The sequence below is a fragment of the Mycobacterium sp. SMC-11 genome (assembly GCF_046250095.1).
Classification (GTDB): Bacteria; Actinomycetota; Actinomycetes; order Mycobacteriales; family Mycobacteriaceae; genus Mycobacterium; species Mycobacterium heraklionense_A.
Genome location: NZ_CP176430.1, coordinates 2,062,404 through 2,083,475, shown reverse-complemented (window position 1 = coordinate 2,083,475; position 21,072 = coordinate 2,062,404). Strand labels below are relative to the sequence as shown.

At 70.9% G+C, this 21,072-nt stretch carries 16 protein-coding genes; 2 read left to right on the top strand and 14 right to left on the bottom strand.

Annotated features, from left to right (window positions below; translation table 11 throughout):
• Positions 1-5: 5 nt before the first annotated feature.
• Genes argH through argC form a run of 8 tightly spaced genes read right to left on the bottom strand, consistent with a single transcriptional unit; the run spans position 6 to position 8,367 of the window.
• Entirely contained in the window at positions 6-1,418 is a 1,413-nt protein-coding gene (argH, locus tag ACKY0X_RS09685) for an argininosuccinate lyase (protein ID WP_409429252.1), read from the bottom strand.
• On the bottom strand, positions 1,415-2,611 hold the full coding sequence (locus ACKY0X_RS09680) for an argininosuccinate synthase (protein WP_065041823.1): 1,197 nt from the start codon (positions 2,609-2,611) through the stop codon (positions 1,415-1,417). The genes argH and ACKY0X_RS09680 overlap by 4 nt, the downstream gene beginning before the upstream one ends.
• Before the next feature lie 40 nt (positions 2,612-2,651).
• Positions 2,652-3,140, bottom strand: a complete 489-nt coding sequence (locus ACKY0X_RS09675; RefSeq protein WP_406759961.1) for an arginine repressor — start codon at positions 3,138-3,140, stop codon at positions 2,652-2,654.
• On the bottom strand, positions 3,137-4,063 hold the full coding sequence (argF, locus tag ACKY0X_RS09670) for an ornithine carbamoyltransferase (protein WP_409429251.1): 927 nt from the start codon (positions 4,061-4,063) through the stop codon (positions 3,137-3,139). The genes ACKY0X_RS09675 and argF overlap by 4 nt, the downstream gene beginning before the upstream one ends.
• Positions 4,060-5,238 (bottom strand): acetylornithine transaminase, encoded by a 1,179-nt coding sequence (locus tag ACKY0X_RS09665; protein WP_409429250.1) that lies wholly within the window; start codon positions 5,236-5,238, stop codon positions 4,060-4,062. The genes argF and ACKY0X_RS09665 overlap by 4 nt, the downstream gene beginning before the upstream one ends.
• Positions 5,235-6,113, bottom strand: a complete 879-nt coding sequence (argB, locus tag ACKY0X_RS09660) for an acetylglutamate kinase (RefSeq protein WP_409429249.1) — start codon at positions 6,111-6,113, stop codon at positions 5,235-5,237. Before argB ends, ACKY0X_RS09665 begins: the two co-directional genes overlap by 4 nt.
• Entirely contained in the window at positions 6,110-7,312 is a 1,203-nt protein-coding gene (gene argJ, locus ACKY0X_RS09655) for a bifunctional glutamate N-acetyltransferase/amino-acid acetyltransferase ArgJ (RefSeq protein WP_409429248.1), read from the bottom strand. Before argJ ends, argB begins: the two co-directional genes overlap by 4 nt.
• Positions 7,309-8,367: an N-acetyl-gamma-glutamyl-phosphate reductase gene (gene argC / locus ACKY0X_RS09650; protein WP_409429247.1), complete on the bottom strand. Its 1,059-nt coding sequence runs from the start codon at positions 8,365-8,367 to the stop codon at positions 7,309-7,311. Before argC ends, argJ begins: the two co-directional genes overlap by 4 nt.
• Before the next feature lie 134 nt (positions 8,368-8,501).
• On the opposite strand from argC, the gene ACKY0X_RS09645 reads away from it, so the two are divergent.
• On the top strand, positions 8,502-9,134 hold the full coding sequence (locus tag ACKY0X_RS09645) for a maleylpyruvate isomerase family mycothiol-dependent enzyme (protein ID WP_409429246.1): 633 nt from the start codon (positions 8,502-8,504) through the stop codon (positions 9,132-9,134).
• Positions 9,135-9,147: 13 nt separating this feature from the next.
• On the opposite strand, the gene ACKY0X_RS09640 is transcribed toward ACKY0X_RS09645, so the two are convergent.
• The 3 genes from ACKY0X_RS09640 to ACKY0X_RS09630 all read right to left on the bottom strand — a co-directional run bounded on the left by ACKY0X_RS09640 (position 9,148) and on the right by ACKY0X_RS09630 (position 13,741).
• On the bottom strand, positions 9,148-10,590 hold the full coding sequence (locus tag ACKY0X_RS09640) for a dihydrolipoyl dehydrogenase family protein (RefSeq protein WP_409429245.1): 1,443 nt from the start codon (positions 10,588-10,590) through the stop codon (positions 9,148-9,150).
• A 132-nt stretch (positions 10,591-10,722) separates the two neighbouring features.
• Positions 10,723-13,371, bottom strand: coding sequence for a PGRS repeat-containing protein (locus ACKY0X_RS09635; RefSeq protein WP_409429244.1), 2,649 nt, complete (start codon positions 13,369-13,371; stop codon positions 10,723-10,725).
• 148 nt (positions 13,372-13,519) lie between these two features.
• Entirely contained in the window at positions 13,520-13,741 is a 222-nt protein-coding gene (locus tag ACKY0X_RS09630) for a DUF2892 domain-containing protein (RefSeq protein WP_409429243.1), read from the bottom strand.
• 220 nt (positions 13,742-13,961) lie between these two features.
• Between ACKY0X_RS09630 and ACKY0X_RS09625 the strand changes: the two genes are divergently transcribed.
• The gene (locus ACKY0X_RS09625; RefSeq protein WP_409429242.1) at positions 13,962-15,161 is read left to right on the top strand and encodes an NAD(P)/FAD-dependent oxidoreductase; all 1,200 of its coding nucleotides are present in this window, start codon (positions 13,962-13,964) and stop codon (positions 15,159-15,161) included.
• Here the strand turns inward: ACKY0X_RS09625 and pheT are convergent.
• The 3 genes from pheT to ACKY0X_RS09610 all read right to left on the bottom strand — a co-directional run bounded on the left by pheT (position 15,158) and on the right by ACKY0X_RS09610 (position 20,940).
• On the bottom strand, positions 15,158-17,641 hold the full coding sequence (gene pheT, locus ACKY0X_RS09620) for a phenylalanine--tRNA ligase subunit beta (protein WP_409429241.1): 2,484 nt from the start codon (positions 17,639-17,641) through the stop codon (positions 15,158-15,160). The genes ACKY0X_RS09625 and pheT overlap by 4 nt on opposite strands.
• Positions 17,641-18,684: a phenylalanine--tRNA ligase subunit alpha gene (pheS, locus tag ACKY0X_RS09615; protein ID WP_409429240.1), complete on the bottom strand. Its 1,044-nt coding sequence runs from the start codon at positions 18,682-18,684 to the stop codon at positions 17,641-17,643. The genes pheT and pheS overlap by 1 nt, the downstream gene beginning before the upstream one ends.
• Before the next feature lie 123 nt (positions 18,685-18,807).
• A complete protein-coding gene (locus ACKY0X_RS09610; protein WP_409429239.1) occupies positions 18,808-20,940 on the bottom strand; it encodes a hypothetical protein in 2,133 nt (710 codons plus the stop codon).
• Between the last annotated feature and the right edge of the window lie 132 nt (positions 20,941-21,072).

Sequence of the window (21,072 nt, the reverse complement as noted above, 5' to 3'; positions counted from 1 at the left end):
TTCGGTTAACCGGCCGTTCGACGGCGCGCCTGGCTGACGGCTTCGCGGACCGCTGCCAGCTGCTCGGCCACCCGCACCGGCGCGGTACCGCCGCGGGCGTCACGAGAGCCCACCGAGCCCTCGACGGTCAGCACCTCGCGCACCTGCGGGGTGAGGTCTGGGCTGATGGCGGCCAGTTCGGCATCGGTCAGCTCGTCGAGGCCGACGCCGCGCTGCTCGGCGACCTTCACCGCCGCACCCGCTGCCTCGTGCGCGATACGGAACGGGACACCTTGGCGCACCAGCCATTCGGCGATGTCGGTGGCCAGGGTGTAGCCGGCCGGTGCCAGCGCGGCCATCCGCTCGGTGTCGAAACGCAAGGTGCCGACCAGCCCGGCCATCGCCGGCAACAGCAGCTCGAGCTGCGCCGCCGAGTCGAACACCGGCTCCTTGTCCTCCTGCAGGTCCCGGTTGTAGGCCAGCGGCTGGGCCTTCAGCGTCGCCAGCAGGCCGGTCAGGTTGCCGATCAACCGGCCGGACTTCCCGCGGGCCAGCTCGGCGATGTCGGGGTTCTTCTTCTGCGGCATGATCGAGCTGCCGGTCGACCAGGAATCGTGCAGCACGGCGTAGCCGAATTCCGTTGAACTCCACAAGATGATGTCTTCGGACAGCCGGGACAGGTCGACGGCGATCATCGCGAACACGAACGCGGCCTCAGCGGCGAAGTCGCGGGCGGCGGTGGCATCGATCGAGTTGTCGGCGGCCGCGGTGAAGCCGAGTTCGGCGGCGATGGCGTCCGGGTTCAACCCCAGCGACGAGCCGGCCAACGCGCCCGACCCGTACGGCGAGATCGCGGCGCGGGCGTCGAAGTCGAGGATCCGGTCCACGTCGCGCAGCAGCGGGTGGGCATGCGCCAGCAGGTGGTGGGCCAGCAGCACCGGCTGCGCCGACTGCAGGTGCGTCTTGCCCGGCATGATCGCGCTCGGGTGGGCACCGGCCTGGTGGGCCAGCGCCTCGACCACATCGAGCACCCCGGCGGCCACGCGGCGCACCGCGTCGCGCAGCCACATCCGAAACAGCGTGGCCACCTGGTCGTTTCGCGAGCGTCCGGCACGCAGCCGGCCGCCCAGATCAGGACCGACCCGGTCGATCAGGCCGCGCTCCAGCGCGCCGTGCACGTCCTCGTCGGTGACCAGCGGCCCGAAGCTGCCGTCGGCGACGTCTTCGCCGAGGCTGTCCAGGCCGGCCAGCAGACCGTCACGCTGCTCGGTGGTGAGCAGCCCGGCATGAAAGAGCACCTTCGCGTGCGCCTTGGACGCGGCCACGTCGTAGGGCGCCAGCACCCAGTCGAAGTGGGTGGATTTGCTCAGCGCCGCAAGCGCGTCGGACGGTCCTTCGGCGAACCGCCCGCCCCACAGTGATCCCTCGTTGGTGCTCACCCCAAGTCCCGGCGGGCGGAGATCTTGGAGCTCAACCCGTGGATCTGCACGAAGCCACGCGCCGCGGTCTGGTCGAAGGTGTCGCCCTCGTCGTAGGTGGCCAGGTTGAAGTCGTAGAGCGACTCCGCGCTGCGGCGGCCGTTGACGATGATGCTGCCGCCGTGCAGGACCAGGCGGATGTCACCGGAGACGTGCTGCTGGGTGTCCTCGACGAACACCTCCAGCGACCGCTTGAGCGGGCTGAACCACAGGCCGTCGTAGGTGAGCTCGCCCCACTTGCGGTCCACACCACGCTTGTAGCGGCCCAGTTCACGCTCCAGGGTGACGTGCTCGAGCTCGGTGTGCGCGGTGATCAGCACCATCGCGCCGGGCGCCTCGTAGATCTCGCGGCTCTTGATGCCCACCAGCCGGTCCTCGACCACGTCGAGCCGTCCCACGCCCTGCGCGCCGGCCCGGGTGTTGAGCTCCTGGATGATCTCCAGCACGCTGAGCGGACGACCGTCGATGGCCACCGGGCGGCCCTTGTCGAAGCTGATGATCAGCTCGTCGGGGGCGTTGAAGTTGACCGTCGGGTCCTCGGTGTAGTCGTAGACGTCCTTGGTGGGGGCGTTCCACAGGTCTTCGAGGAATCCGGTCTCGACCGCCCGGCCCCACACATTCTGGTCGATGGAGAACGGCGAGCGCTTGGTGACATTGATCGGGATGTCGTTCTGCTCGGCGAACGCGATCGCCTTCTCCCGGGTCCAGGCGTAGTCACGGACCGGGGCGATCACGTCGAGTTCGGGTGCCAGCGAAGCGAAGCCGACCTCGAAGCGGACCTGGTCGTTGCCCTTGCCGGTGCAGCCGTGGGCGACGATGGTGCCGCCATGGCTGCGTGCGGCGTCCACCAGGTGCTTGACGATCAGCGGCCGGCTGATGGCCGAGACCAGCGGGTAGCGGTCCATGTAGAGCGCGTTGGCCTTGATGGTCGGCAGGCAGTACTCGTCGGCGAACTCGTTGCGGGCGTCGACCACGACGGCCTCCACCGCACCGCAGTCCAGGGCCCGCTGGCGCACCACTTCCATGTCCTCGCCGCCCTGGCCGAGGTCGATGGCGACGGCGACCACTTCGCGGCCGGTCTCCTTGCCGATCCAGCTGATCGCCACCGAAGTGTCCAGGCCGCCGGAATACGCCAGGATGACGCGTTCGGACATCGAGTTCTCCTTGCTATGTGTTGCTGTGTGCTTCTGGGTATTACTGCAGGTCGTTGAGGGTGGCGGCGAGTTCGGCGCCGGTCATCGGCTCACGGGCCGCCACGAAGATGGTGTCATCCCCGGCGATGGTGCCGACGACGTACGGTAGCGCGGCCCGATCGATGGCGCTGGCCAGGTAGTCCGCTGCCCCGGGCGGGGTGCGCAGCACGGCGAGATTTCCGGTGGCATCGGTGGACACCAGCAGCTCGCCCAGCAGCCGGCACAACCGGTCGGTGCCGCCGGAGACGGCGCGCACCGGGCTGCCATCCTCGGGCACCACATACACCCCGGCTCCCCCGTCGACACCCCGCAGCTTCACCGCGCCCAGCTCTTCGAGGTCGCGCGACAAGGTGGCCTGGGTGACCTCGATGCCGTCGGCGGCCAGGATGGTGGCCAACTCGGTCTGGCTGCGCACCGCGGCAGAGGACAGCACCTCGACGATGCGGGCCTGGCGGCCCACTCGCGTGACGGTGCTGTCGGCGCGGCTCATCGTGACCGTTCCAGCAACCACACCAACAGCGCCTTCTGCGCGTGCAGTCGGTTCTCGGCTTCGTCCCACACCGCGCTGCGCGGCCCGTCGATCACCGAGTCGGTGATCTCGTCACCGCGGTGCGCCGGAAGACAGTGCAGCACCGTGACTTCCGGGTCGGCCAGGCCGACGAGTTCGTCGTTGATCTGGAACGGCCGAAATGGCGCCACCCGGTCCAGGCCGTCGTCCTCCTGGCCCATCGAGGTCCAGGTGTCGGTGACCAGCACGTCGGCGCCGGCGGCGGCCTTGGCCGCATCGGCGGTCAGGGTGACCGAGGCGCCGGTGTCGGCGGCACGCCGCTCGGCGGCGGCGACCACGGCGGGGTCGGGGGTGAAGCCTTCGGGGGCAGCGACGGTGACGTGCACTCCGGCGGTCACCCCGCCGAGCATCAGCGAGTGCGCCATGTTGTTGGCGCCGTCGCCGAGGTAGGTCAGCTTCAGGCCCTTGAGGGCGCCTTTGCGTTCGGCGATGGTCTGCAGGTCGGCCAGCACCTGGCAGGGGTGGAACTCATCGGAGAGCGCGTTGACGATCGGCACGCCTGCGGTGCTGGCCATCGCGGTCAGCCGGTCCTGGGCGAAGGTGCGCCACACAATGGCGTCGACGTAGCGCGACAGCACCTGCCCGGTGTCTTCGAGGGTTTCATCGCGCCCCAACTGGGTGGACCGGCCGTCGACGACGACGGCGTGCCCGCCGAGTTGGGCGATGCCGATCTCGAAGGAGAACCGGGTGCGGGTGGAGTTCTTGTCGAAGATCACCGCGACCCCGCGCGGGCCTTCCAGCGGCCGGCGACTGAACGGCGCGGCTTTCAGTTCCGCTGCCAGAGCCAGGATTTCGGCCTGCTCGGCCGGCGTGACGTCGTCGTCGCGAAGGAAGTGGCGGATCACTGTGCAGCCTCCTGGGCGGTGTCGAGGATGCCCGGCAGCGCGGTGATGAAGCTGCCGATCTGCTCCTCGCTGACGATCAGCGGCGGCGCCAACCGGACCACGCCGGCCGCGGCGGCGTTGACCAGGAAGCCGGCGTCGCGGGCGGCCAGTTCGACGGCCTTGGCCTTCGGCTCGGTGAGCACCACGCCCTGCAGCAGGCCCTTGCCGCGGACATGGTCGACCAGCGGATGGCCCAGTTCCTCGATGCCGTGACTCAGCGTCTTGCCGAGCGTGGCAGCTCGGGCGATCAGGTCGCCGTCGGCCAGCGCCCGCAGCACCGCCAACGCGGCCGCCGTGCACACCGGGTTGCCGCCGAAGGTGCTGCCGTGCAAGCCCGGGGTCAACAGGTCACCGGCCGCACCCACGGCCAGGCAGGCACCGATCGGCAGCCCGCCGCCGAGGCCCTTGGCCAGCGTGATGATGTCCGGGGTGATGCCGTCGTGCTGGTGGGCGTAGAAGGCACCGGTGCGCCCGATCCCGGTCTGCACCTCGTCGAGCACCAGCAGGGCGCCGTGGGCGGCGGTGATGCCGCGGGCCTCGGCCAGGTAGCCGGCCGGCGGGGTGACGACGCCGCCCTCCCCCATGATCGGCTCCAGGAACACCGCCGCGGTGCTCGAATCGACCGCCGCGGCCAGCGCCTTGGTGTCGCCGTAGGGCACGTGGGTGATGTCGCCGGGCAGCGGCTCGAACGGCGCCTGCTTGTCGGGCTGTCCGGTCAGAGCCAGCGATCCCATGGTCCGGCCGTGAAAAGCACCTTGCGCGGCAACGATCTTCGTCTTGCCGGTGAGCCGGGTCATCTTGAAGGCCACTTCGTTGGCCTCGGTTCCGGAGTTGCAGAAGAACACCCGCGCCGGCGCCCCGAGATGATCGACCAGGCCCTCGGCCAGGGCGATGCCCGGCTCGGTCGCGTACAGGTTGGAGGTGTGGCCCAACGTGTTCAGCTGGGTGGTGACGGCCTCGATCACCGCCGGGTGGCGGTGGCCGAGCACGTTCACCGCGATGCCGCCGAGCAGATCGACGTAGCTCTTGCCGGTCTCATCGGTCACCACCGCGCCCTCGCCGCTGACCAGTGCCAGCGGCGGGGTGCCGTAGTTGTTCATCATCACCGCGGACCACCGGTCCTGCAGGCTGCTCATGCGTTTACCACCTTGGTTCCCGTTCCGGCGTGGGTGAAAAGCTCGACCAGCACGCAGTGTTCGACGCGGCCGTCGATGATGTGGGCGCTGGGCACCCCACCGCGGACGGCGCGCAGGCAGGCTTCGACTTTGGGGATCATGCCGGACTCCAGGCTCGGCAACAGTTGCTCCAGCGTCGCGGTGTCGATCTCACTGACCAGCGACTCGGCATTGGGCCAGTCGGTGTAGAGGCCGTCAACGTCGGTGAGCATCAACAGTTTCTCGGCCCGCAGCGCCTCGGCCAGCGCGGCCGCGGCGGTGTCGGCGTTGATGTTGTGCACCACCCCGTCGGGGTCGGGCGCCAGGGTGGAGACCACCGGAATCCGGCCCGCGGCAATGAGGTCCAGCACCGCGGCGGTGTTGACCTGGTCGACGTCGCCGACCAACCCGATATCGGTGGCGACCCCGTCGACGGTGACGCTGCGCCGCACCGCGGTGAACAGCGCGGCGTCCTCGCCGGTGATGCCGACCGCGTACGGGCCGTGGGCGTTGATCAGGCCGACGAGTTCGCGGCCGACCTGGCCGAACAGCACCATGCGCGCCACGTCGAGCACTTCCGGTGTGGTGACCCGGAATCCGCCCTTGAAGTCACCTTCGATGCCGAGCCGTTTGAGCATGGCGCTGATCTGCGGCCCGCCGCCGTGCACCACCACCGGGTGGATGCCGCAGTTGCGCAGGAATGCCATATCTGCGGCGAACGCATGCTTGAGGGTGTCGTCGGTCATGGCGTTGCCGCCGTACTTGACGACGACGACCTTGCCGTGCAGCTGCTTGAGCCACGGCAGGGCTTCGGCCAGAACCTGGGCTTTGACTTGAGTGCTGAGCTGTTCGGTCATGACGAATACGCGGAATTCTCTTCGACGTAAGCGTGCGATAGGTCGGTGGTGCGCACCGTGGCCTGCCCGCTGCCGAGGTTGAGTTCCACGGTCACGTGGATGTCCGCCCCGGACAGGTCGACCTCCCGCGCTCCCGGCATCGGCATGCCGCCGGAGAAGACCGGGGAGCCGTTGAACGACACCGTGATCCGGTCCGGGTCGATGGTGAACGGCACCATCCCCACGGCGGCCAGCACCCGTCCCCAGTTGGGGTCCGAGCCGAACAGCGCGGTCTTGACCAGGCTGTCGCGGGCCACGATCCGCGCGGCGATCAGGGCGTCGGCGTCGCTGCCGGCGCCGCTGACGGTGATCGACACCCGCTTGGTGACACCCTCGGCGTCGGCCTGAAGCTGGGCGCACAGGTCGTCGCAGACCGCCAACACCGCGGCGTCCAGATCTTCTTGGCTGGGCGTGATCTCGCTGGCGCCCGACGACAGCAGCAGCACCGTGTCGTTGGTAGAGCAGCTGCCGTCGATGTCGAGCCGGTCGAACGTCACCGCGGCGGCCCGGCGCAGGGCAATGTCCAGCGCCGCCGCGTCGACCTTGGCGTCGGTGGTCAGCACCACCAGCATGGTGGCCAGCGAGGGTGCCAGCATGCCGGCACCCTTGGCCATGCCGCCCACGGTCCAGTCGCCCTTGTGGTGCAGTGCAACCTGTTTGGGGACGGTGTCGGTGGTCATGATGGCGCGGGCGGCTTCGTCTCCTCCGACCAGGCCGCCGGCCATGGCCTGCACCACGTCGGTGACACCGGCCAGCAGCTTGTCCATCGGCAGCCGGTCACCGATCAGACCGGTGGAGCAGACCGCGACCTCGGCCGCACCGGTCTCGGTGCCCCAGTGCGACAGTGCCGCAGCGACGGCTTCGGCGGTGGTGTGGGTGTCTTGGAAACCACCCGGACCGGTGCAGGCGTTGGCACCGCCGGAGTTCAGGACCACCGCCCGCAGCCGGCCGCCCTTGAGCACCTGCCGGCTCCACTGCACCGGCGCGGCCTTGACCTGGTTGCTGGTGAACACACCGGCCGCGGCGTAGTCCGGGCCCTCGTTGAACACCAGCGCCAGGTCCGGATTACCGGAAGCCTTGATGCCGGCGGCGATTCCGGCGGCCCGGAATCCGCCGGGTGCGGTGACGCCCTGTTCGCGCACCAGCCGAACGTCACTCATGGCGCAACTCCTACGACGGAAAGTCCTTCGGTCTCCGGCCAGCCCAGCGCCAGGTTCATCGCCTGCACGGCCGCGCCGCCGGTGCCCTTGACCAGGTTGTCGATCGCCGCGATTGCGATGAACGTCGAGGCGTCCTCGTCGACGGCCACCGCGAGATGGGCGGCGTTGCTGCCGATCACCGATCCGGTCTTGGGCAGCTGCCCCTGCGGCAGCAGGTGCACGAACGGCTCGTCGTGGTAGGCCTTTTCGTAGACCGCGCGCAGTTCGGACAGCGACGCCGTGGTCTTGGCGGTGCAGGTGGCCAGGATGCCCCGCGACGCCGGGATCAGCACCGGGACGAACGCGACGCTGACGTCGCGGTGGGTGACCGCCCGCAGCCCTTGGCTGATCTCCGGGGTGTGCCGGTGGGCGCCGCCGATGTTGTAGGCCCGCGCCGACCCGATGACCTCCGAACCCAGCAGGTCGACCTTGGCGGCCTTGCCGGCACCGGAGGTGCCGCTCACGGCGACCACGGTGACGTCGGGTTCCACCAGTCCGGCGGCGACGGCCGGGAACAGCGCCAGCAGCGCCGCGGTCGGGTAACAGCCCGGTACCGCGATTCGCCGGGCGTTGATGAGTTTGTCGCGGCCGCCGGGCAGCTCCGACAGGCCGTAGGGCCAGGTGCCGGCGTGCGCCGAGCCGTAGAAGCGTTCCCAATCGGTTGGATCGCCCAGCCGGAAGTCCGCGCCGCAGTCGACCACCACGGTGTTGTCGTCGAGCTGCTCGGCCAGTACCGCCGAATGTCCGTGCGGCAGGCCGAGGAACACCACGTCGTGTCCGGCCAGAGTGTCGACCTCGGTCGGTTCGAGGACGCGGTCAGCCAGCGGCACCAGGTGCGGGTGCTGTTCGCCCAGGGTGCTGCCGGCATTGCCGGCGGCGGTCAGCGCGCCGATGCTCAGCCGGCCGTCGGCGTAGGCGGGGTGCCCGAGCAGCAGCCGCAGGATCTCCCCGCCGGCGTAGCCGCTGGCACCAGCCACCGCCACTTTGATCGCTTTGGTCACTGGACGATTCTGCATGACTATGCGTATAGATGCAAACTCATTAAACAGGACGGCGGAGCGCCTCCAAGAACGCTCGCTGCGCAAGGCCGAGAGTAGCCGTCGGGCCCGCGATCTCCCCTAGCGTAGACGTCAATCGAAGGGAGCAGGCCGTGAACACCGAGGACATCTGGCGAGCCGCGGACGCCGAGCGGAGCAGCCTGGCGGAACTGCTGGAACACCTCACCGCATCGCAGTGGCGCCATGCCAGCCTGTGCCAGGGGTGGCAGGTCCGAGATGTGGTCGCCCATCTGGCGATCTCGGCCCACGCCCACGTCGGCCGAATTCTGGTCAGTCTGCTGCGGGCTCGCGGCAGTGTCGACCGCATGATGCTCGATACCGCGACTCGGCACGCCGCGAAGACCGATGATCGAGAACTGCTCAGCGAGTTGCGTAGCACGATCGGCTCGCGCTTCACCGCCGTCAGCACGACCCCGACCGATCGGCTGATGGACCTGCTGGTACACGGCCAGGACATCGCGGTCCCACTCGGTCTGCAGCGCGAGATGCCCACGGCTGCAGCGCAAGTGGCACTCGAAAGCGTCTGGAACCCGCGATTCCCCTTCTATGCGGCCACCCGGTTGGCGCCCTACCGGGTGCGCGCACTGGACACCGAGTGGGACAAGGGCTCCGGCCCGATCATCGAAGGGCCGGTTTCGGCGCTACTCCTGTTGGCAACCGGGCGCGACTCGGCCGCGCTGCCCCATCTCAGCGGCGAGGGCGCGGAGTTACTGCAAAACGGCTGACGGCTCGGTTCCGCTAGCCCTGCTCCCCGTCGCGGTAGGCCTCCAACAACCGCAGCCAGATCTCGCTGATCGTCGGGAAGCACGGCACCGCGTGCCACAGCCGGTGCATCGGCACCCGTCCGGCGACGGCGATGGTGGCCGAATGCAGCAGCTCGGCCACGCCGGGGCCGACGAATGCCACGCCGAGCAAGAACGATTCGTCGGCGTCGACCACCATGCGCGCACGCCCGCGGTAGCCGTCGGCGTGCAGCTTGGCCCCCATCACCGCGTCGCCGATCTCCACGTCCACCACCTGCACCCGGCGGCCGGCCCGCTCGGCCTGCTCGGCGGTGAGCCCGACCGCGGCCGCTTCGGGGTCGGTGAAGAAGACCTGCGGTACGGCGTGATGGTCGGCGGTGGCGGCGTGCACGCCCCACGGCGCGGTGTCCAGTGGTTGCCCGGCGGCCCGGGCGCCGATGGCGTCGCCGGCGATGCGCGCCTGATATTTGCCCTCGTGGGTGAGCAGTGCGCGGTGATTGGCGTCGCCGCACGCATACAGCCACCCGTCGTCGACGGCGCGCACCCGGCAGGTGTCGTCGACCTCCAGCCAGTCGCCGGGGGTGAGCCCGACGGTTTCCAGGCCGATGTCGCCGGTGAGCGGGGTGCGGCCGGTCGCGAACAGGATCTCGTCGACCTCGAGCTCGGTGTCGTCGGTCAGCTGCAACCGCACCGGGCCGTCGCCCGCCCGCTCGAGCCGGGCGACCGAAACACCGGTGCGCACATCGACTCCGGCGTCGGCCAGGCCGCGGGCGACGTACTCGCCGACGAACGGTTCCATCCGCGGCAGCAACCCCGATCCGCGCACCAGCAGCGTCACCGCCGAGCCCAATCCCTGCCAGGCGGTAGCCATCTCAACGCCCACCCCGCCGGCCCCGACCACGGCGAGGCGCCGGGGCACCGACGTGGCCTCGGTGGCTTCGCGGTTGGTCCACGGACGGGCGTCGGCCATTCCCGGCAGATCCGGCACGGCCGCCCGGGTTCCGGTGCAGATGACGACGGCGTGCCGGGCGGTCAGCGTCACGTCGCCAGCCTCGGTGGCGACGACCACCCGTCGTGGCCCGTCCAGGCGACCGTGGCCGCGCACCAGGGTCGCGCCGATCCCGTTGACCCAGTCCGCCTGCCCGGAGTCGTCCCAGTCCCCCACATAGCGATTGCGGCGCCCAAACACCCCGGCGGCGTCGATCGAAGAACTGACGGCCTGTCGCGCGCCGTCGACGCGGCGCGCATCGTCGAGCGCGAGCACCGGCCGCAGCAGCGCCTTGCTGGGTACGCAGGCCCAGTAAGAACATTCACCGCCGATGAGTTCGCGCTCCACGATCGCCACCGCCAGTCCGGCGGCGCGGGCGCGGTCGGCGACGTTCTCCCCGACCGGTCCGGCACCGAGGACGACAACGTCGACGGTTTCGGGTTCGTGCATCGAGTCGACCCCCTCAAGGTCCCGCTCCGCGAACGGTGGCGACTCTCAGCATGCCCGAGCGGCGACTGCTGTCTGCGCAGATTCGAGCAGGATCTCCGCGGCTGTCAGCGGCAGCTGGCGATGTGCGTGCGATCAGGGGTTGTCGGCGCCGGCTGACCCGACGGCCCCAACGGTGCCGTCGAACCCGCCGTTGCCGCCGCGACCCCCGTTGCCGCCGACGCCACCCACGCCGGTGCCATCCTCACCACCGGTGCCGCCCGCGCCTCCTACCCCACCGACGCCGGTTCCGTTGGCACCGGGAGCGCCGCCGTCACCGCCGACGCCACCGTCACCGCCGCGGGAGACAGCGCCCGTGCTGGACCCGGTGTCCATCTCGACTTGACCCAGACCTCCGGCTCCGCCGGCACCACCGATCGCGGTTCCGACGCCTGGGGCGCCTGAGTCGCCACCGTTTCCGCCGGTCGCACTGCCGCCGGAAATGGAGTAGAAGCTAGCCCCGTCGCCCTCGACCTTGCCGATGCCGCCGGCGCCACCGTGGGCTCCACCGCTACCGGCCCCGCCGTTACCGCCCGTGGCAGTACCACCGGTGATGAAGCCGGAGCCGGTGCCCAGTGCCTGTACCGCACCGCCGCCGCCGTCGCCACCCACGCTGCCGACCCCGTCCGCGGCACCCCCGTCGCCGCCGCGCCCGTCACCGCTGGTCGAGCAGTCGCAGAAACTCGCCACCCCGCCAATTCCGCCGTTACCACCGTGGCCGCCGTTGCTGGCGGCCCCGCCCTGCCCGCCGGTGCCGGTGCCGGTCGCGGAGCCAGGAGCTTGGCTGACCTGGACCGCACCCCCGCCCCCGTTACCGCCGATGCTGCCGGTGCCGGTGGCGTCGCCGCCGTTGCCTCCGACGGAGTCACCGGTGGCGGTGCCGCCGGTAGTCAGCAATGCCGCGTTCGCGGCCACGCCCCCGTCGCCGCCGGTGCCGCCGTCACTGCCGGCGCCGCCGTGACCGGCGGTCACCGTACCGCTGGCGTTGCCCGCGCTGTCGGCCAGAATGGCGGCCAAGCCGCCGGCACCGCCGACGCCGCTTCCGACGGCGGCACCGCCTGCCCCTCCGGTCGCCACACTCAGGGCGCCGCCGGCGACACTGCCGGCTCCGTCAGCGGAAATGAGAGCCCAGCCACCGTGTCCACCGGTACCGCCGGCCGCGGTGGCCGACCCCGCGCCGCCCGCAGCGCCGTTCCCGCCAATCGCGGTACCACCGGCATTCCCGCCTCCGGTGCTGTAGATGGCGGCGCCGCCGCCACCGCCACCGCCACCCCCGCCGTAGCCGGGCCCGCCGGTGCCGCCGGCCTCGCCCGCACCACCGGCGCCTCCGACTCCGCCCTGCCCGGGGCCGCCTACGCCCGGCACCCCGTCGATGTACCTGGCGCCGTCACCACCGGCCCCGCCGTCACCGCCGCCGCCGGCCACACCGCCGGCCACCATGCTCAGACCACCGGTGCCACCGGTACCGCCGTTGCCACCGGTCTGTGCGGCCAGGAACTGGGCCAGTCCCAACGGCTCTTCGCGCAGCCCGGAGCCCACACCACCGTCACCGCCGACGCCGCCGTTGCCGCCGACCAGTCCGCTACCGCCGGCACCACCGTCACCGCCGTCGCCGGCCAGTATGTAGGCACCGCTGACCCCATCGCCGCCATCGCCACCGTCACCGCCGTTACCCAGCGTTCCATCGCTGCCGCGAGCGCCCTGCTGGCCCACTAGGCCGGCGGTACCGCCGGCACCGCCGACTCCGACGCTGCTACCGGCGTTGCCACCGGTACCACCGTTGCCGCCGCTGCCGCGGGTCGCGGCGTCGCCGATTGCCCCGCCGCCGCCCCGGCCGCCGTCGCCGCTGTTGCCGCCGGCGCCACCCCCGCCGCCGTTGGCGAACATCCCCGCGGCATTGCCGCCCTGACCGCCCGCGCCGCCGGCCCCGCCGACACCGCCAACCCCGCCGACACCGCCGCCCAGCGCCCACTGCCCCGCCGCACCGGTCACACCCACACCACCGTCGCCGCCGGCACCGCCGAGGCCGCCCAAGCCGAACAGCCACCCGGGCGCGGCCCCGCCGTCACCGCCGGCACCACCGGCCCCGCCGGCGATCCCGGCCCCGCCTTCGCCGCCCGCACCGCCGGAACCGGCCATCAGGCCACCGGAGCCGCCGTCGCCGCCGGCCAAACCGGCCGCTCCCGCCCCGCCGGCGCCGCCGTTGCCGATCCAGCCCACGGCGTCGCCGCCGTCGCCACCGGCCACGCCCTGGCCGGTGCCGTCATAGCCCGCCCCACCGTCGCCGAACCACAATCCGCCGTTCCCGCCGTCCGGGTTCTGCAGCGTTCCGTCAGTACCGTTTCCGATCAGGAACTGCCCGGACACCTGGTTGATGAAGTCGTCGACCTGGGTTCCGAACGGGCTGGCGATCCACTGCTGCAGGCCGTCGTGCAAGGGCTCATAGAACCACTGGTCGAGGAACGCCGTTGCATTCCAGGTATCGGCCGCGGCCGGCTCCGCCGATGCCTCGCCGAACCCGGACAACAGCGCATCCCACGCTGAGGGTTCGGTCCAGCCGTCGAAATCCGCTGGCGCAGTTTGGATCCACGCGGCGGGATCGAACAGGTCCTCGAATCCGAAGTCGGCCTGCGCCTCGGGTGCCGCACACAACGGCATCACCCCGAAAGCCAGGAATCCGGCCACCGTGCTCGTGGCCCCCACCGCCCGCTGCCGGTTGACCCGGCCGTGTCCTTGAGCATCCATGACGCACCCCATCCCCGCCCCCGCCCGGTGACTCCGAACGTCTCAGGAAACAGTCAACGAAGCGCAAACGCGGCGCACATCATCCAAACGGATGATCTTCAGGTGAACCTTCGCCGGGAAGCACGACGCGTCACCGCAACGGCGCGGGCTACGGGATCAAGCTGTCGCCGCGAATCCCGCACTCCGCGGAGGTGCGTATGCCCAGGCGGTACAGCACCAGACTCGCCGGACACCAGCCCAAGAACGCATCAAGCAGCAGGCTGAAGCCCACAAAACCGGTCAGGATCAGCCACAGGGGGCTGACGAAGTGCGCCAGCGTCGAGCTGACGAGCACCACCGTCCCCGCCATCAGGTGCAGAACACGCTCCAAGGGCCACCCCGATGGGCGCGGCGGCTTGAAAGCCGACCGCTCAGTTCCGGCAGCATGCTGGTCGCGTTTCATCGGCGTCCTCTCTCGTGGGCGGCTCGGCGGTCAGGTCCCGCCATGGACGACTTCCCCAATACCCGCTAGGGTATCTAGCATACCCCAGCGGGTATGTACGGATTTGGCCCGATGGACTGCACGAAGCCATCCAAGGAAGGAACAGCCCATGCCACAGGACCCGGCCGCCAAGAAATTGCTCATCCTCGGCGCCGGCGTCGGCGGCTTGAGCGTCATCAAGGAGATCGCCGAATACGACTCGGCAGCAGCGATACTCGACGAGATCGACATCACCATCGTCGACGAGGACTTCTCCCACTTCCTCGGATTCACCCTGCCGTGGGTGATGCGAGGCTGGCGCGCAGCCGACAGCGTGCCGATCCGGCCCACCGAAGCTGCACTGAGTCGGGTCAACCGGGTCACCGGTCGAGTCAGCGCGATCGACCCTCGGCGGCGAGAGGTCACCCTCGCCGACGACACCACGCTGGAGTTCGACGCCCTGATCCTGGCCACCGGTGCGCGCAACGCCGTGGATCGGGTGCCGGGGCTGGCCGATGCGGTGATCAACGGGGTGGCAGTTCACTACTACGACTACGACGCCGCGGCCGAGGCGCATCGTGCCCTGAGCGGTTTCTCCGGAGGGCGACTGATGTTCCTGGTGACCTCACCGGTCTATCGCTGCCCAGTGGCGCCCTACGAGGGCGCGATGCTCGCGGCCGACCTGCTGGAGGCCACCGGCGCACGGGCTGCCACCGAGATCACCGCCTACACGCCCGAAGCGCAACCCATGCCGTCCGCCGGCCCCTACGCCGGGGTAGAGCTCATCGCTTTCCTACAGCAGCGGGGCATCGCATTTCATGCCGAACACCAGGTCGCCGCCGTTGACGCCGCGCGCCGGACAGTCACATTCGACAACGGCACCGAGGCCGGTTTCGACTTGTTGATGTTCATCCCGCCGCACCGCCCGGCCGTCACCATCGGCGACGAGGAGTGGATCAGCGTCGATACCGCCACCATGGGAACCCGACACCCGGGCATCTACGCGATCGGCGACACCACGAGCGTCACCACCCCGTGGGGTCGATCGTTGCCCAAGGCAGCGGCCTTCGCCCGCAACGGCGCGGTGTCGGCGGCCCGTAGTGCCCTGCATTACCTCGGGGTCATCGACGGCACCGAGGAACTCTCCGGACAAGGCTACTGCTACCTGGACACCGGGGCCGGCGCGTCATCGCGGGGCGCCGGTGACTTCTTCGCCGAGCCCCCGCAGATTCACCTCAGCACCCCGTCGGCGGAGCTCAACCGGCAGAAGACCGACGAGGAACACCAGTGGCGGGCGCTGTGGGAGACCGAAACCCCGCTCCTGCGTTAGCGCAGCACGGCGCCGACGGCCTCGCCGGCGCGGGCGACGGCGGCATCGCGGGCCGCACTCGCCTCGTCCTCGGTCAGCGTGCGATCGGCGGCCCTAAAGCGCAGCGCGAACGCCAGCGACTTGTGGCCCTCGCCGACCTGCGGACCGGTGTAGACGTCGAAGAGCGCGATGTCCTCCAGCAGCTCACCGGCGCCCTCGCGCACCGCGTCGGCCACCGATTGGGCGGTCACCTTCTCATCGACCACCAGGGCCAGGTCCTGGAACACCGCCGGGAACGGCGACACCCGGGGAGCCGGCAGCGCCGCGGTCACTCCGATGGCGTCCAGGTCGAGTTCGACCGCACAGGTGCCCTTGGGCAGGCCCGCGCGCTCGATGACGGCCGGGTGCAGCTGGCCGGCGTGACCGATCACGGTCTCGCCGACGAGCACCTCGGCGCAGCGGCCCGGATGCCACGGCAGGTAGGCCGCGGAGCGCAGCGTGACCTCGACGCCGCTGGCACGGGCGATCACCCGTGCCGCCTCGATGGCGTCGGCGGCCTCCACCGGCCGGCCCGGGCCCCACGGTCCGCGGGGCTCGGCCAGGCCGGTCAGCGCGACCGCGATGTGCTGCGGCTGGCGCGGCAGGGCGGCGTCGATCCCGGCGATCTCGGCATCGGTCGGGCGCCGGGCGGGCGTGACGGCCGGGAATTCGGCTGGGCCCACCGACTGCACCACCTGCGCGATGGCAAACAGCGCGACGTCATTCATGCCGCGGGACACGTTGCGGCCCAAGGCTTCCAACAGGCTGGGCAGCAACGTGCTGGCCAGCTGGGGCCGGTCGGCCTCCAGCGGGTTGAGCACCGATACCGTGGCGCGGCGCGGGTCGTCATCGGCCAGCCCCCAGGTGTCGAACACCCCGGCGGGCAGGAACGGTGTGGTGAGCACCTCGACGTAGCCGGCCAGGGCCAGCGACTTGCCGATTGCGCGGCGCCGACGCTGGGTGGCGGTCAGGCCACGCCCGGCCGGTGCGGCGGGCAGCACCGACGGGATGGACTCCAGCCCCTCCAGCCGCAGCACCTCCTCGACCAGGTCGGCAGGCTGACGCAGGTCCGGCCGCCAGCTCGGCGGGGTGACGGTCAGGACGTCACCGGCGACCGCCACCTCGCAGCCGATCTGGGTCAGTCGGCGAACGGTGGTGCCCTCGGGGTAGCCGACTCCCGCGGTGCGGTCCGGCAGGTCGGCGGGAATCTCGATGGGAGCCTGGCTCCAGTCCTCGACGGGCGGGTCGCCACGCCAGTCGGTCAGGCCCGAACCGATGACTCCCCCAGCGATTTCGGCCAGCAGCCTCGCGCAGCGATCCAGCACGGCCACCGAGATGGCCGGGTCCACCGAGCGCTCGTAGCGCCGGGCGGCCTCGCTGGGCAGGTGCAGCCGCCGTGCGGTCCGCGATACCGCCGCGGGATCCCAGATTGCGGCTTCCAGCAGCACATCGGTTGAGTCGTCGCGCATTTCGGTGCTACCCGAGCCCATCACCCCGCCGATCGCGGCGGTGGCGACGTCGTCGACGATGAGCACGTCGACCGGCTCGAGCTTGCGCTCGATGTCATCCAAGGTGGTGACGGTCTCGCCGGCCGCGGCGAAGCGCACGCCGAAGCCGCCGGTGATGCGGGCCCGGTCGTGGGCGTGCATCGGGTGGCCGAGTTCGACCATGACGTAGTTGGTGGCGTCGACGGCCGGGGAGATCGCCCGGATCCCGCACAGCGCCAGGCGGCGTTGCAGCCACCACGGCGAGACCGCCGCCGGGTCAATACCGGTGACGCTGCGCAGCGCAAAGCGGCGCACCCCGGTGCCGGGTTGCACACTCAGCGGCCACGCCTCACCGTCGGCGGGCAACGCCGGAACCGCGGCTGGGTCTACGAAGTCCAGGTCCAGCGCGTTGGCGATGTCGCGCGCCAGCCCGCGTACCGACATGCAGTAGCCGCGGTCGGGGGTGATGGCCAGCTCGTAGACCACGTCGTCGAGACCTAGCACTTCCGCGGCATCCGCACCCGGCTCGGCGGTGCCTTCCGGCAGCACCAAGATGCCGGAATGATCTGTGCTCAGCCGTATTTCGGATGCCGAGCAGATCATGCCGTCGGAGGTGCGGCCGTAGGTCTTGCGGGTGGCAATCGCGAAATCACCGGGCAGCACCGCGCCGGGCAGTGCCACCGCGACCAGGTCGCCGACGACGAAATTGCTAGCACCGCAGACGATGTCGCGCGGCTCGGCTTCGCCGACGTCGACTCGGCAGGCCCGGATCGGCTTCTTGAACTCGGTGAGTTCCTCGATCTCGACGACCCGGCCGACCTTGAACGGCCCGGTGACCGGGCCCAGGGTGTGCACGCCCTCGACCTCGTGGCCGATCCGCAGCAGCGCCTGCTCGAGCTCGTCGGGGGTGATATCCGAGCAGCCTGGCGCACCGGCAACCAGGGCTTCCTTCAACCAGCTGTAGGGAATACGCATCAGGCACCCACCCCGAACGGCAGGGAGAACCGGACGTCGCCCTCGACCATGTCGCGCATGTCGGGGATTCCGTTGCGGAACTGCAGGGTTCGCTCCAATCCCATGCCGAAGGCGAAGCCGGAGTATTGGGTCGGGTCGATGCCCACCGCGCGCAGCACGTTGGGGTGCACCATTCCGCAACCGCCCCATTCCACCCAGCCGGGTCCGCCCTTCTTGCCCTCGAACCAGATGTCGACCTCGGCCGACGGCTCGGTGAAGGGGAAGAAGTGCGGCCGGATGCGGGTCTTGGCAGCCGGACCGAACTCCGACTGGGCGAAGGCGTCCAGGGTGCCACGCAGGTGTGCCATGGTCAGGCCGCGGTCGACCGCAAGCCCCTCGACCTGGTGGAACACCGGGGTATGGGTGGCGTCGAGTTCGTCGGTGCGGAAGGTGCGCCCGATCGAGACGACGTAGACCGGCAGTTCGCGGGCCAGCAGGGCACGGATCTGCACCGGCGAGGTGTGCGTGCGCAGCAGTTGCCGCGATCCGGCCGGGGCGATGTGGAAGGTGTCCTGGTCGCTGCGCGCGGGGTGGTCGACCGGGAAGTTCAGCGCGTCGAAGTTGAAGTGTTCGGCTTCGACCTCGGGGCCTTCGACCAGTTCCCAGCCCATCGCGACGAAGGTGTCGGCGACGTGTTCGGCCAGCATGGTGATGGGGTGCCGTGCGCCGACGGGCTTGCGGGCCGAGGGCAGGGTGACGTCGATGCTTTCGGCGGCCAGCACGGCGGCATCGCGCTCGGCGCGCAGCGCCGCCAGGCGCTCGTCGTAGGCGCGCTGGGCGTCGGTGCGGACGGCGTTGACGCGCTTGCCCGCGTCGGCGCGGTCGGCCTTGTCGAGCTTGGCCAGCGCTTGGCGTGCCAGCGCCAGCGGCGCCTTGTCACCGAGGTGCTCGGTTTTGGCGTGGGCCAGCGCGTCCAGGTCGGCGGCCGCGGCAAAGGCGTTACAGGCCGCGCTGACCGCAGCGGCCAGGGCGTCCTCGGACAGATCGACGGGCAGATCGGCCACGCGGCGGCGTTCTCCTCAGGTGCGCGGGTCGGACTGCGACACGACTGTGACGCAGGTGCCGATCCTATCCGGGGTGACCTGGACGACGGCACCGCGGCCGTCTCCCGTAGCCGCGTGGCAGAGCTAGGGCGCTCCGGCGCCGCCGAAACCGCCAACTCCGCCCGCCCCGTCGATGCCGAGATAGCCGGGTTCACCGCCCCGGCCGGAGAGGGTTCCCGAGGAACCGCCTCCACCGCCGTCACCGCCGGTACCGCCACTGGCGACACCGGGGACCCCGTTACCACCGGCTCCGCCGTACCCGCCGTAGCCACCCGCCGCCGAGCCGTCGACGTTGTCCCCGCCGTGCCCGCCGAAACCGCCGGCGCCCGCGCGGGGTGGCGACTCTCCGGGCCGCAGGGTCCCGGCGCTGTCCCCGCCGACACCGCCAGGGCCGCCGTCTCCGCCGGCGCCGCTTTGACCGGTACCCCCGGCACCCCCAACACCGCCATCACCGCCTCGCCAGGTTCCGGTTGTTCCCGCGCCGCCGGCACCACCGTCACCACCGGCGGTGGAGACGCTAGTCCCACCGGCGCCCCCCGCTCCGCCGGAAGCGCCCCAGCTGACCACGTCGGCACCGGTCAGACCGGCCGCGCCACTGCCACCATCCCCACCGTTACCGGCGACGCCGGAAATGGTCATACCGCCGGCACCGCCGGCACCACCGGTGCCGTTGTACGCCAAGGTCATACCCGGAACGAAACCCGTTACGCCGGTAGCGGAACCGGCGGCGCCGCCAGCACCGCCGTTGCCGGCAATGCCGAAGCTGCTCGCCCCGCCTGCACCGCCGGTACCGCCGGGACCGCCTTCAAACGAGCCGCTGCCGCCGTTACCCCCCATGCCACCGCTGCCCGCCGTGCCGTGAACGCTGGCACCGCCGACCCCTCCGGTCCCGCCGAGCCCTCCGAAGCTGCCGGTCCCGGGGGCGGCGTAGTTGTTGCCACCGGCGCCGCCTACACCCCCGGAACCGCCTACGCCGGTGTCGCTGGAGCCACCAGCGCCTCCTGCACCACCGCGACTACTGCCGCGACCATCGCCGCCCGCGCCGCCGTTACCGCCGACACCCGCCTGGTCGATGCCGGTGCCGCCGGTACCGCCTCGTCCGCCGTTTCCACCCCCAGCGGCGAAGTTCCCGTTGCCGTCTCGCCCCCCATCGCCACCGGCACCGCCATTACCGCCGGCGCCGCCGATTCCATTTGAGCCGACGAACCCGTATTGGCCCACCCCGGCTCCGGCGGCACCGCCGTTGCCGCCATCACCGCCGTTGGTCCCGACAAGCCCATGCTGGAATGCATCGACTCCGCCCACGGCACCCGCGCCGCCCCGGCCACCCGCGCCCCCGTCGCCGCTGTTGCCGATCCAGGTGCCGGCATTGCCGCCGGAACCGCCGTTCCCGCCGACGCCGCCGGCCGCGCCAGCCGGATTCGCGGTGGTGGGCGCGATCCCGCCCCCGCCGGTGCCGCCGACCCCGCCGTTGCCGCCGAATCCGAACAACGCGACCACATCGCCGCCGGCGCCACCGTTGCCGCCGGGATGCTCACCCGCGAGGCCGCCGGTGTCGGCCCACCCGGTACCGCCCATACCACCGGCACCACCGTCGCCCATCCACCAGCCACCGGCACCGCCGAGGCCGCCGTCCCCGGCCTCGACGATCCCGCTATCACCCGGCGCAGCACTGAATCCCGCTCCGCCGACCCCACCGTTGCCGAACATGCCGGCCATCCCGCCGACCCCGCCGTCAGGGGCCGACGCCGTCCCAGCAAGCCCGGCCCCGCCGTCACCGAACCAGAAGCCGCCGTCGCCAGCATCCCCGATCCCGGGCACCCAGCCGAACAGCGACGTGTTCGGACCATCGAACCCGTCGACACCGTTGCCGATCACATCCCGGCCGAACAGCAGCACCGAGGGCGCGTTGACCACGTCTAGCCACCACGCATTGGCCGGATTGGTGAGCATTGCCTGCAGGCTGTCGTACATCGGCAGATAGAGGTCTTCGTGGTACCAACTGGCCACATCGAAGGCCGCCAGCGAGCCAGCATCGGCCGGGGTCGGTTCGGAGAAGGCCGCCCAGAATGCCGGATCGAACAAGTCCTCAAATCCCAGATCCGCCCGAGCAGCCGGCGGCGCCGCCAACGCCCCGCATGCCAAGAACGTCCCCGCGGCTCCCACCGCTCTCATGGCTTTCCGCCGGTTGATCCGGGCGTATCGCTGCCCACCCATCGTCCCCTCCGTCCCTTCTGCCGTCCGAAGACTTCGGACGGCTCAGGGATTACTTAACTCGCGCGAGGGGTGCCGAACATCAGCCAAATGGCTGAGATCTAGCTTGCCGACAGAAACGGCAGACTGCCGAGA